Below are 11,429 nucleotides of genomic sequence, written 5' to 3' on the forward strand. Positions count from 1 at the left end.
CGAGTGGCCGCAGCGCCGGAGCCTCGGTATCGTGGCGCGCTCCGACGCGACCCGAGGAGATCCCGTGATCCGCCGCACCGCCCCCGGAGCCGCCGCGCTCCTCCTGCTCGCCCTGACCGGCTGCTCCGCCGGGTCGTCGCCCGCGGCGTCCCCGTCCGCCACTCCGGAGCCCGTCGGCGGCCTCGGGGTCGCCGTCTCGGCGCTCTGCGAGCCCGGCTCCGATCCGCAGTGCGTCCCGGTCGGCGGGCAGGACGTCCTCGTCGATCCCGAGGACTTCACCCGCGCGGGCGTCGCCGCGGTCGAGGCCGATCCGAGCACGGGAGTCGTCGACGTCCGGTTCGACGAGGCGGGCGCCGCCCTCCTGCGCCGCGGCTCGCAGGCGGCCATCGACGAGGGGGCCGACGCCCGGCTCCTCCTCCGCGTGGGCGACCGGGTCGAGTCGGCGCTCTCCGTGATGCAGCCGATCGAGGGCGACACCGTGCAGATCGTTCCCGCGGAGGGCGACGCGCAGGGGCTGGTCGACCGGATCCTCGCCGGCTGACGCCCGCCTAGGATCGGCGCATGGCGAAGGGTTTCCGCACGGAGCGCACGCAGGCGCTCCTCCTCGCGCAGCCCTGGGCGCTCTCGCTGGTGAGCGCCGTCTTCGTGGCGGGGATGCTCTGGCTGGCGGCGGACGCGGGCTGGGATCTCGGCGCGGTCGTCGGCGGCGGACGCCGGCACGCGCCGCTGTGGCTGGTGCTCCTGCTCGGCCTGCCGCTGTTCGGCGCCGGAGTGGTGCTCGGCGCGATCCGGCAGGTGCGGCTCCTGCGGCGGCCGGCGGCGCCGCCCGTCCCGAGTCCGGAGGCGGAGCGGCTGCGGCGCGAGGGCCCGGGCTGGCTCAGCCGGCGCGAGGACGAGCGAGCGGCGCAGGGTGGGACCGGGAGCGCGCAGGGCGGCACCGGCGGCACACCGGACGTGATCGGCAGCGCTCCCGACGGCACGGACGACCCGCGCGACGAGGCCCGCTGACCGCGCCTCAGAGGTGCAGCATCCCCCAGTCGATGATCACGGCCAGCGCCGTGTAGGCCGCGGCCACTGCTCCGACCGCCTTGCCCGCGCGGTCGAGGTCGGCCTGCGGATCCGGACCGGCGTCGGCGACGACCCGGAGCAGCGCTCCGACCAGCGCGATCAGCGTGATCGCCAGGATCCAGACCTTGAGCGACGCGTGCGGATCGACATGCGCGAGCGTCAGCGCGACGACCGGCACCGCCACCACGAGCACCGACGCCAGCACCAGGAGGCAGCCGCGCCGGGTGAGGCCGGTCGGCCCGAAGGAGCCGCCGCGCATCCAGGCGCGCACGCGCCGCCTCCGCGACGCGGGCGGACCGCCGGCGGAGTCCGCGTCGGTCGAGGGCCCCCAGTCCTGCGCGGTCGTCATCGCGCGGTGCCGGAGCGGTCGGGAGTCGGGCTGGGCCGCATCGGGTCCTCCAGGAGACGAGGGGGCGCGTCGGACGGTGGTGCCGACCCCTCAGTCTCGGGAGCGCCTCCGGCAGCGGCAAGCGCCTCTTCCGGACATGTCCGGAAGAGGACGCTCAGGCCCGTCCCTGCAGGATCAGATTCCAGTACACCCACGGCAGGACGCGGCGGTCGGCGAGGTAGGTGAGGCGCCGCTCCTTCGCCAGGCCCGTCCAGAAGGGGACGGTCGGCTTCGGGCGGTAGCGGTCGTCGAACTCGGCGAACACCACGCTCGACCGCGAGACCACGAAGGGGCAGACGGAGTAGCCGTTGTACACGCGGGGGAGCGGGCGGCCCTTCTGCGCGGCGACGAGGTTCTTCGCGAGCGTGGTGGTCTGCTGGCGCAGCGCTCCTCCGGACTTCGAGTTGACCGTGGCCGCCGCGTCGCCGAGCGCCCATACGTCGGGGAACCGCGGGTGCCGCAGGGTCAGCGGGTCGACCTCGACGAAGCCGCCCTCGTCGCCCTCGGCGGCCAGTCCGGTGCCGGCCAGCCAGTCGGGGGCCGACTGCGGGGGCACGGCGTGCAGCACGTCGTACGACAGCGTCTCGCGCGGGCCGTCGGTCGAGCGCCGCGCGCGGTCGGGGCCGGGGAGGGCGGTCGCGCGCTCGTCGACGGCGAGGACGACCCGCCGCTCGGCCGCGTCGACCTCGACCAGCTCGCGGCCGTAGCGGACCTCGATCCCGTACTCCGCCACCTTCCGCTCGAGCTCGGAGTCGATCAGCGGCATCCCGAACAGAGTGGGGGTCGGCACGACGAGCACGACGCGGATGCGGTCGAGGACGCCGGTCGCGCGCCAGTAGTCGCAGGCGAGGTACATCGGCTTCTGCGAGGCGCCGGAGCAGGTGCCGGGGCCGCCGGGCTGCGTGAAGACGACGGTGCCGGAGCGGACCTCGCGGAGCACCTGCGACGCCTTGCGGGCGTACTCGTACTCGTAGTTCGACACTCCGAACGGCGAGTCCATCGCCTCCTGGAGCCCGGGGACCGCGGCCCAGTCCTTCTGGATCCCGGGGCAGACGACGAGCTGCCCGTAGCCGACGGTGCGGCCGGAGAGAAGGGTGACCGTGTGCGCGACCGGGTCGATCGTCTCGACGCGGTCCTGGATCCAGACGACCCCCTTCGGCGTCACCGAGCCCTGGGGCCGGGTCGCCGCGGAGGCGGGTGCTGTGCCGCCCGCGACGTGGGAGAGCATCGGCTGGTAGACGTGAGTCGACCGGGGCTCGATCACCGCGACGTCGTCCACTCCGTAGCGCCGCAGCCGCCCCGCGGTCGAGAGTCCGGCGTTGCCGCCGCCGATGATGAGGACGTCGTGGCGGGCCGCGCCGGGATCGGTCATGGCCTCACCCTAGAGGCGCGCCGGGGCGAGCGGACGGGCTTGCGCAGACCCGCGGAAGGGGGGTGCGCTCGGAGTGCCCCGGGACGGTGATCCCGCACGGCCGCCCGGCTCGCGTCAGGCCGCCTCGAGCGCCTGGATCGCGGTCCTCGCGGTCGCGCAGGGGTAGGAGTCGTACCCGTCGTGGGCGTCGAAGGCGCGGCACTCGGCGCAGCGCAGCCGCACTCCGGCGCCGCCCTCGAGGACGCGCTCGGGGCGGTGCCCGTGCAGGATGACGGCGAGGCTCGCGACGAGGGGGTCGCTGCTCACCAGCGCGCTCCGCAGCGCCTCCGACCGGCGGCGGAGGTAGTCGTCCGCCACGGCGTCGATCGACTGCTCGGGGAGGTCCGGCTCGGGCCAGGAGGCGGGCCGCTCGACGGGCAGGTCGAGCTCGTCGAAGCCCATCGACCAGTCCGGGAAGCGGCGCTGCTCGTGCACGCTGGTCCAGACGGTGACCACTCCCTCGTGCCGCGGGTCGGCGAGGATCCGCGCGTAGAGCGAGCGCACGTCGGACTCCTCGCCCTCGAGCAGCTGCATCACGCGGCGGCCGCGGAAGACGAGCATCCCCGAGACGCCGTGCTCGACGTTGTTGCGGCGGCTCGTCTCGAGCAGCCGGCGGATCTCCCCCGAGCCCAGGTCGCGGTCGAGGGTGCTGACGTAGACGACGGTGAAGACGAGGGAGTCGCGCCGCGGCGAGTGCTCGACGAGGTGGAGCGTCGCGGGGGAGTGGGCGCCGGTCTCGGGGTCCATCAGGGCCGCGACCTCCGGGAACTCGAGCCAGATCAGGTCCTCCGGAGCGCTCGGCTCCACGGCGGTGACCGCCGGGACCGCGTCCAGCCACTGCGTCCGCTGGCGGAGGTCGGCGGCGACCGCCTTCTCGTCGAGCCCGGGCAGGAGGCCTGCGGCGCCGGAGACGAAGAGGCTCGTCGCGGAGTTGAGCAGCAGCGTCACGACCGTCGCGTGGCCGTCGCCGCCGAGCACGGGGAGCTCGACACTGTCGGTGCGGCCGTGGGCGGCGAGCCCGGAGGCGTAGGAGACGAGTGCGTCGGCGACCGCGTCCCCCACCTGGAAGGTCGCGCCGGCGTACTGGATCTGCTTCATGGCTCCACGATGCGCCTGCGGCGGATCCGCGGGTAGGGGTACCGGTGCCGAGTGGAGCGTGCAGGGGTCGCGGCTACTCCCGCCCGAGGAGCACGGAGCGGCGGGACCGCGCCCAGTCGGCCGTCGAGCGGGCCGGCGTCCCCGTGATCCGCTCGACCTCGTCGGTGAGCACGTCGACGCCGTCCAGGCCGCGGCGGGCGACGACGCCGAACTGCCGGCGGAGCCCCTCCGCCTGCCACGCGGACATGCCGGCGAGGCGCAGGAGCCCAGCGAACACGCGGCTGGGCAGGTGCAGGTAGCGGACGCGCCGCCCCAGGCCCGCGGTCAGCTCGCGGGCGGCGCCGGGTCCGTCGAGCAGGGCCGGTCCGGTGAGGACGGGCTCCGCGCCGGCGTGCCCTCCCGCCTCGAGGACGCGCGCGGCGACCCGGGCGATGTCGGCGGTGTCGATCCACGGGATGACGCCGCGCCCCATCGTCTGCGGGAGCAGACCGCGCGAGATCGCGGGCGCCGAGGGCTCGAGGTTCGTCAGGAAGCCCGAGGCGTGGAGGATCGTCGCGGGCAGCCCGGAGGCGCGCACCCGCTCGTCGGTCCGCCAGATCGCGCGGCCCCAGGGGAGCGGCGAGTGCTCGGCCGCATCGCCGCCGGAGAGCTGCACGAGCGCGCGGACGCCCGCCTCCTGGGCGGCGCGGACGGCGGTGGCGCCGTGCTCGGCCTGGCGCGGGGTGGCGGCGGTGACCAGGAAGAGCTGGTCGGCGCCCCGGAGGGCGGCGGTCAGTGCGGCCCCGTCGCCGAGGTCGGCGATCCGCGCGTCGAGGCCGCGGGCCGCGAGGGCCGCCGCCTGCTCGGGCCGGCGGACGATCGCGCGGACGGGCGCGCCGGCCGCCACGAGCCGCTCGAAGGTCTTGCCGCCGACGTCGCCGGTGACTCCGGTGATCGCGATCACGTCGCTCATGATTCCTCCTAGGTATCAACTAACTGATACTCGAAGACTACGCCGCTACGCTCGGTCCATGTCCTCGGAGTTCTCCCTGACCCGCGACGACGTCGACGCGATCGCCGCCTGGACGGTCATCCGCGCCGCCCGCGACCTGGCGAGGCGGGTCGGCGACGCGCTCGCGCCGGTCGGGCTCAGCCCGGTCGAGTTCGGCGTGCTGGCGCAGCTCTCGGCGGCCGACGGGCTGACGCAGGCCGACCTCGCCCGCGCCGTCGGCGTCCGCCCGCAGAGCATGACGGCCCTGGTCGCCGGGCTGGCGGAGCGGGGCCTGCTCGACCGGGGCGCCGAGCGCGGCCGCGGCCGTCACTCCCGGATCGCCCTGACCCCGGCGGGGCGCGACCTCCTCGCGGCCGCCTACCCGCTCGTGCGGGCCGGCAACGCGTGGTTCGGCGGCGAGGAGCGCGCCGACGCCGTCGCGACCGCGCTGCGCCCGCTGCTCGGCGGGCAGCCGGGCCCGGGGCACGAGGTCCCCTGAGCGGACGGGGCGGGGAGGCTCGGCAGCGGGAGAGACGGCTCCTCCTCCGAGCGCTCGTGCACACCCGGCCCCCTCGCGGGTGCCACCGGTACCCTGGTGCGGTGCCCCTGACCCTCCCTCCGCTGAGCCGCGCCCGCGCGCGCGCCGCCGCGGCGTACCCGACCCGGCAGCTGCTGACCAAGCGCGCCTCGGGCACGAACGGATGGCTCAGCTCGTGGGGGACGAACGCGCACGGCGAGATCGCCGGCTGCCCGCCGCCGCGCGGCTGACCCGCGACCGCCCCTCCTCCGGAGCCCGCGGCCGCATTCCCGCGCCCACTCACCCCTCCGGACGGAACCCCTCATGCCGCACGAGCCCCTGCCCGCCGATCAGGCCCCCCACTCGATCTGGCGGGGACTCCGCCAGACACTCCAGAAGGACACGGTCGGCGGAGCGTTCCTGCTCACCGCGACCCTCCTCGCCCTGATCGTCGCCAACAGCCCCGCGTCCGCGCTCTACAGCGCGGTCCGCGACTTCCGCTTCGGCCCCGAGGCCCTGCACCTCGAGCTGAGCGTCGGGTCGTGGGCGGCCGACGGCCTGCTCGCGATCTTCTTCTTCGTCGTCGGGCTCGAGCTCAAGGAGGAGTTCGTCGCCGGCAAGCTCCGCGACCCCAAGACGGCGCTCGTGCCGATCGTCGCGGCCGTCGGCGGCGTGGCCGTCCCCGCCCTGATCTTCACCGCGGTGAACCTGCCCCGCGGAGGAGCCGCGCTGGACGGCTGGGCGATCCCCGCCGCCACCGACATCGCCTTCGCCGTCGCGGTGATCGCCGTGGTCGGCCGGTTCCTCCCGCCGGCGCTGCGGACGTTCCTCCTCACGCTCGCCGTGGTGGACGACCTCATCGCGATCACGATCATCGCCGTCTTCTACACCGCCGGCATCGACGTGCTGATGCTCCTGCTCGCGCTGGTGCCGCTGGCGGTCTTCGCGGTCTGCGTGCAGCGCGGCGTGCGCGCCTGGTGGGTGCTGATCCCGCTCGGGGTGGCGACGTGGGCGCTCGTGCACGCCTCGGGCATCCACGCCACGGTCGCGGGCGTGCTGCTCGGCTTCACCGTGCCGGTCGTCGCGACGAAGCGCGCCCGGGTGCAGGTGGGGTCGGATGCGGAGGGGCGCCCGGTCTACGACGGCCTCGCCGCGCACTTCGCCGACCGCTGGAGCGTCCTCTCGACCGCGGTCGCGGTGCCGGTCTTCGCGTTCTTCTCGGCCGGAGTGACGGTCGGCGGAGTCGCGGGCCTGGTCGACTCGTTCCAGGACTCGATCGCCGTGGGCATCATCGCGGGCCTCGTGCTCGGCAAGCCGCTCGGCATCGCCGGGAGCACCTTCCTCCTGACCCGGTTCCGCGGCATCGGCCTGGATCCGTCGCTGCGCTGGGTGGACGTGATCGGCATGGCGTTCGTGGCCGGCATCGGATTCACGGTGTCGCTGCTCGTCGGCGAGCTCTCGTTCGGCGTGGGCAGCGAGTCCGACGACCACGTGAAGGTCGGCGTCCTGGCCGGCTCGTTCCTCGCGGCGGTGATCGGAGGCGCGATCCTCTCGGTCCGCAACCGCCACTACCGCCGCCTGCAGGGCTGACGCCCGGCGGGATCTCGCGGCGCCCGCTGCCCGATCAGCAGGAGCGTGCTGGTCGATCAGCACGCGCCTCCTGCTGGTCGATCGGCCGTCGCAGGCGCCCTGTCGGGACACGCGCGGCTCAGCCGTGCAGGCCGTGGATGACCGCGTGGCCGCGGCCGCGGGAGATGAGCAGGCGGTTCACCGGGGTCGTGACGACGAAGGCCAGGGCCAGGGCGCCGGCGAGCGAGCCCCAGAAGAGGCCGGACGAGAGGCCCGCGTCCATCGCTCCGGGGATCGCGAGCACCACGGTGTTGTCGACGATCTCCATCACGGCGATCGAGACGGTGTCGGCCGCCAGCGCGATGCCGACGGCGGCGCGCCACGTCACTCCGGAGCGGAGCACTCCCCGCAGCGTGAGCGCGTAGCCGAACACGAAGGCGAAGACGATCGAGAGGGCGACCGTCGCCAGGGCGGGCAGCCCCAGGGCGGAGCCGATCACCATGCCGAGGACCTCGCCGATCGCGCAGCCGGTCAGGCAGTGCAGGGTCGCGAGGGCGGCGGCGCGCCAGGTGGTCGGGTGGTGGCGGGCGTGGTCGGTCATGGTGTCTCCTCCGGTTCGGTCCAGGGGAGTGCAACATACCCCCGGGGGGTATATTCCCGACCTGGCCGTCGGAGTCTCCTCCGGCTCCGCAGGCGCGCGAGCCGTTCGCCCGGGCGCGCTACCCTCGCCCCGTGCTCCTCCGAGCACCGCCCCTCGACACCAGGAGCCCCGATGGCCGCCCCCACCGTCCTCTTCGTCTGCATCCACAACGCCGGCCGCTCGCAGATGGCCGCCGGCTACCTCCGCGCCCTCTCCGGCGGCGCCGTCGAGGTCCGCTCCGGCGGCTCCGAGCCCGGCGACAGCATCAACCCGATCGCGATCGAGGCGATGGCGGAGGAGGGCATCGACATCTCGCAGGCCGTCCCGCAGCTGATGACCACCGAGCAGGTCCAGGCCTCCGACGTCGTGATCACGATGGGCTGCGGCGACGTCTGCCCCGTCTTCCCCGGCAAGCGCTACGAGGACTGGGACCTCGCGGACCCGAAGGGCCGACCGCTCGAGGAGGTCCGCTCGATCCGCGACGACATCAGGGCCCGCGTGCAGGCGCTCGTCGCGGAGCTGCTGCCCGCCTGAGCCGGTCGATCCCGTTCGGCCGCGTCAGCGTTCGGCGGGAGGCGGGAACGTCCGCCCGACCGGCGGCGAGCCCGCCGGGAGCGCCGCGCGCGCCCGGTGCAGGAAGACGGCGGTCATGACGACCCGGGCGCGGGCCGGCGACGAGTCGAGCGGGCCGATCAGCTCCTCGATCCGCGCGAGCCGGTCGTAGAGGGTCTGCCGACCGATGCCGAGCGCGGCCGCCGTCGCCGTCTTGCTCCCCCACAGCGACGCGAAGGCCTCGAGGGTGGCGAGCAGCTCGCCACGCTGGGCGCGCAGAGGCCCGAGCACCTCCTCGACGAGATCGTCCGCCTCCGGATCGTCCAGCAGGGAGCTCGCGAACCGCTCCAGGCGGTACTGGCGCGAGTCGACGACTCCGCCCGCGGGCGCCCACTCGCGCGCGCCGCGCACCTCCGCCAGCTCCCGCGGCACCCGCTCCTGCCCGCCGAGCCCGCTGCCGACGCAGAGCAGAGCGTCCGAGTCGAGGGCGGCGCCGAGGCGCAGCAGCTCCGCGCGGCCCTCCTCCATCGCGGCGGCGGTGGCGAACGGCAGCAGCGCCAGCAGCTCGGAGCCGACCACGCAGAGCACCGGGCCGGGATCCGCTCCCGCGCCCGTCAGGAGGCGGAGCAGAGCGCGGAGCCGCCGGTCGTCGTGACCGGTGTCGGCCCGGACGCCGAGGTAGCGCTCCCGGGAGCCGGCGCCGAGGCGGCCGAGGAAGGCGTCGATCTGGAGGTCGGCCGCCGGGTCCGCGCGCTCGACAGACGCGATCGCGAAGAGCTGGGCGGTCAGCCGCTCGGTGACCGACGGCGGGCGGTGCCGGAGCACGGCGATCGCGAGGACGTCCGGCGCCCGGTCGAGCGCGACGGCGACGGCGTGGAGGTCGGCGTCGGCGTGGGCCCGCAGATGCAGGGTGCCCAGGAGGGAGTCGCCCGCGTGCAGCACGTTCGAGAACGTCCCGGCCGTCGGCTCCGTGTCGACGCCCGGCCCGGGCGAGGCGCGGGCGATCTCGTCGCCCGTGAGCGAGACGAGCGAGGCGGAGGCGCCCGTCGCGGAGGCGACGACCTGCAGGAGCTCGTCGACGCCGGCGTCCCCGGAGGCCGCGTCGGCCAGCAGACCGGACACTCTGTCCGCCAGTCGGATGCTCCGGAACTTCTGCTCGGTGAGGTGGGTGTTGATGCTCTCGCAGACCTGCACGAAGGGGACGCGCCGGGGCAGGGCGAGCACGGGGAGGCCGAGCTCGTCGGCCGCCGCGACGATCGGCGGCGGCACCGCGGGCAGGCGCGGCGAGAGCTCGAGAGCGAGGGCGCCGACTCCCGCATCCACCAGAGACCGCACGTACTCGCGGCACTCCGCCGGGTCCTGGTCGGTCGAGAGGAGCGCGCCCTCCATCAGGAGCAGCTCGCCTCCGAGGAGGAGGGGCGCGATGTCGAGCTGCTCGCTCGTGTGGGCCCAGCGGATCACGGCGCGCTCGGCGGCCGCGTGCCCGGCGGCCACCACCGGGAGCATGGCGGCGAGGCGCGGATCCCGCATCGCGTCCGACAGCAGGTAGGCCATACAGAACGTCCTCTCGCGTCACGGCGAATTTACACGCGGACGCGCCGCCCGAAACGGGTCCGCACGAGAGTGGAGCCTCACCGGGCGCCCCGCCCTCCCCTTCATCTCCCTCCCCGAGAGGATCCGCCATGAGCACCGACACCCTGCACGGCACCGCCGACGCCGAGGACGCGCTGAGTCCCCTGCCCGACTCCCGGCGCACCGCCCGGCTCGACGGGCAGTTCTGGATCTGGGCCGGCGCCAACATCGCCCCCATCAACTGGGTGCTCGGCGCCCTCGGCGTGAACATGGGCCTCGGCCTGGCGGACACCGTCACCGTCCTCGTGCTCGGCAACGTCGTCGGGATGGCGGTGTTCGGCTTCTTCGTCCTCCTCGGGCAGCGGACCGGGGCGACCGGGATGCTCGTGGGACGGGCGATCTTCGGCCGGCGCGGCAACTACGTCCCGGCCGCGATCCAGGCCGTGGTCGTGATCGGCTGGTGCGCCATCAACACCTGGATCGTCCTCGACCTGGTCATCGCGCTCCTCGGCTCCGTCGGCGTCGTCGACCCGGAGCAGGCGAACGTCGGCTGGAAGATCGCGGTGGCGGCGGTGATCATGGCGGTGCAGGTCGCGATCTCCTTCCTCGGCTACCGCGCGATCGCCGCCTTCGAGCGCTGGACCGTGCCGCCGACCCTCCTGGTGCTGGCGATCATGTCGGTCGTCGCCTGGTTCTTCCTCGACATCGACTGGTCCTACGCCGGCCCCGCGGAGGGCGCGCTCACCGGAGGCGACCGCATCGCGGCCATGTCCATCGTGATGACCGCCATCGGCATCGGCTGGGGCCTCACCTGGCTCGCCTACGCCGGCGACTACTCCCGCTTCGTCGGACCCCGCTCCTCGAAGCGGGGGCTCTACCTCGCCAGCGTCCTCGGCCAGTTCATCCCGGTGGTCTGGCTCGGCGTCCTCGGCGCGACCCTCGCGACGAAGAACGGCTCCGTGGATCCCGGGGAGCTGATCGTCGAGAACTTCGGCGCCCTCGCGATCCCCGTGCTGCTCCTGGTGGTGCACGGTCCGATCGCGACCAACGTCCTGAACATCTACTCGTTCGGCATGGCGACCCAGGCCCTCGACATCAGGCTCGGGCGCCGCGCGCTCAGCCTCATCGTCGGCGTGCTGGCCTTCGCGGCCGCGGTGTTCTTCGTGTTCCAGGACGACCTCGCCACCACGCTCGACGCGTGGCTGGTCGGCCTCGTCGGCTGGGTCGCCCCCTGGGGTGCGATCGTGCTGGTGCACTACACCGTGTTCGAGCCGCGCGTCCGCTCCTTCGGGCACCTGTTCGCCCCGGTCGGCTCGCCGCTGCTGCCGGACGTCCGCTGGCGGGCGCTGCTCTCCTTCGCGATCGGCGCGACCCTGACCTGGCTGTTCATGAACGGCTCGGTGCCCGCCCTGCAGGGTCCGGCCGCGACCGCCCTCGGCGGCGTCGACGTCTCGTGGCTCGCGGGCGGAGTCTCGGCCGGCATCGCCTACCTCCTGCTCGGCCGGGACGCTCCCGCCTGGGTCGAGCGCCGGGAGTCGGCCGCGCCGGTCGCCGCGGAGCCCGAGCCCGTCCGCGGCTGAGCCCGAGCCCCTCCGCGGGCCGGCCCCCTCGCGAGCCGGCCCGCGGAGGGGCTCGGGCTCAGCC

General features: G+C 74.8%; 13 protein-coding genes. 7 read left to right on the forward strand and 6 right to left on the reverse strand.

Going from position 1 to position 11,429, the window contains the following annotated elements; all coding sequences use genetic code 11:
• The first annotated feature begins 64 nt into the window (after positions 1-64).
• Entirely contained in the window at positions 65-541 is a 477-nt protein-coding gene (locus tag C5D04_RS06635) for a hypothetical protein (RefSeq protein ID WP_104234350.1), read from the forward strand.
• A 20-nt stretch (positions 542-561) separates the two neighbouring features.
• Positions 562-1,008 (forward strand): hypothetical protein, encoded by a 447-nt coding sequence (locus C5D04_RS06640; protein WP_104347444.1) that lies wholly within the window; start codon positions 562-564, stop codon positions 1,006-1,008.
• 7 nt (positions 1,009-1,015) lie between these two features.
• Here the strand turns inward: C5D04_RS06640 and C5D04_RS06645 are convergent, their stop codons facing one another.
• The 4 genes from C5D04_RS06645 to C5D04_RS06660 all read right to left on the reverse strand — a co-directional run bounded on the left by C5D04_RS06645 (position 1,016) and on the right by C5D04_RS06660 (position 4,917).
• Positions 1,016-1,417: a hypothetical protein gene (locus C5D04_RS06645; RefSeq protein ID WP_104347445.1), complete on the reverse strand. Its 402-nt coding sequence runs from the start codon at positions 1,415-1,417 to the stop codon at positions 1,016-1,018.
• Positions 1,418-1,571: 154 nt separating this feature from the next.
• Entirely contained in the window at positions 1,572-2,828 is a 1,257-nt protein-coding gene (locus tag C5D04_RS06650; RefSeq protein ID WP_104347446.1) for an NAD(P)/FAD-dependent oxidoreductase, read from the reverse strand.
• A 114-nt stretch (positions 2,829-2,942) separates the two neighbouring features.
• Entirely contained in the window at positions 2,943-3,965 is a 1,023-nt protein-coding gene (locus tag C5D04_RS06655; protein ID WP_104257740.1) for a BLUF domain-containing protein, read from the reverse strand.
• 73 nt (positions 3,966-4,038) lie between these two features.
• Positions 4,039-4,917, reverse strand: a complete 879-nt coding sequence (locus C5D04_RS06660; RefSeq protein ID WP_104295785.1) for an NAD(P)H-binding protein — start codon at positions 4,915-4,917, stop codon at positions 4,039-4,041.
• A 58-nt stretch (positions 4,918-4,975) separates the two neighbouring features.
• On the opposite strand from C5D04_RS06660, the gene C5D04_RS06665 reads away from it, so the two are divergent.
• The 3 genes from C5D04_RS06665 to nhaA all read left to right on the forward strand — a co-directional run bounded on the left by C5D04_RS06665 (position 4,976) and on the right by nhaA (position 7,042).
• Complete coding sequence (locus tag C5D04_RS06665) at positions 4,976-5,434, forward strand: MarR family winged helix-turn-helix transcriptional regulator (RefSeq protein WP_160035578.1); 459 nt, start codon at positions 4,976-4,978, stop codon at positions 5,432-5,434.
• Positions 5,435-5,535: 101 nt separating this feature from the next.
• Positions 5,536-5,703: a hypothetical protein gene (locus C5D04_RS18155; protein WP_181027217.1), complete on the forward strand. Its 168-nt coding sequence runs from the start codon at positions 5,536-5,538 to the stop codon at positions 5,701-5,703.
• Between the two features lie 73 nt (positions 5,704-5,776).
• Entirely contained in the window at positions 5,777-7,042 is a 1,266-nt protein-coding gene (gene nhaA, locus C5D04_RS06670; RefSeq protein ID WP_104347447.1) for a Na+/H+ antiporter NhaA, read from the forward strand.
• A gap of 118 nt (positions 7,043-7,160) precedes the next feature.
• Here nhaA and C5D04_RS06675 read toward each other — a convergent pair whose 3' ends face one another.
• Entirely contained in the window at positions 7,161-7,622 is a 462-nt protein-coding gene (locus C5D04_RS06675) for a DUF4396 domain-containing protein (protein ID WP_104347448.1), read from the reverse strand.
• A gap of 171 nt (positions 7,623-7,793) precedes the next feature.
• On the opposite strand from C5D04_RS06675, the gene C5D04_RS06680 reads away from it, so the two are divergent.
• Positions 7,794-8,195: an arsenate reductase ArsC gene (locus tag C5D04_RS06680; RefSeq protein WP_104222419.1), complete on the forward strand. Its 402-nt coding sequence runs from the start codon at positions 7,794-7,796 to the stop codon at positions 8,193-8,195.
• Between the two features lie 24 nt (positions 8,196-8,219).
• On the opposite strand, the gene C5D04_RS06685 is transcribed toward C5D04_RS06680, so the two are convergent.
• On the reverse strand, positions 8,220-9,767 hold the full coding sequence (locus C5D04_RS06685; RefSeq protein ID WP_104347449.1) for a PucR family transcriptional regulator: 1,548 nt from the start codon (positions 9,765-9,767) through the stop codon (positions 8,220-8,222).
• Positions 9,768-9,895: 128 nt separating this feature from the next.
• Here C5D04_RS06685 and C5D04_RS06690 point away from each other — a divergent pair, with 128 nt between their 5' ends.
• Positions 9,896-11,365 carry a cytosine permease gene (locus C5D04_RS06690; protein ID WP_104234359.1) on the forward strand — a complete coding sequence of 490 codons (1,470 nt, stop codon included), beginning with the start codon at positions 9,896-9,898 and terminating at the stop codon, positions 11,363-11,365.
• Positions 11,366-11,429 lie beyond the last annotated feature (64 nt).

Source organism: Rathayibacter sp. AY1D2 (genome assembly GCF_002932695.1).
Lineage (GTDB): Bacteria > Actinomycetota > Actinomycetes > Actinomycetales > Microbacteriaceae > Rathayibacter.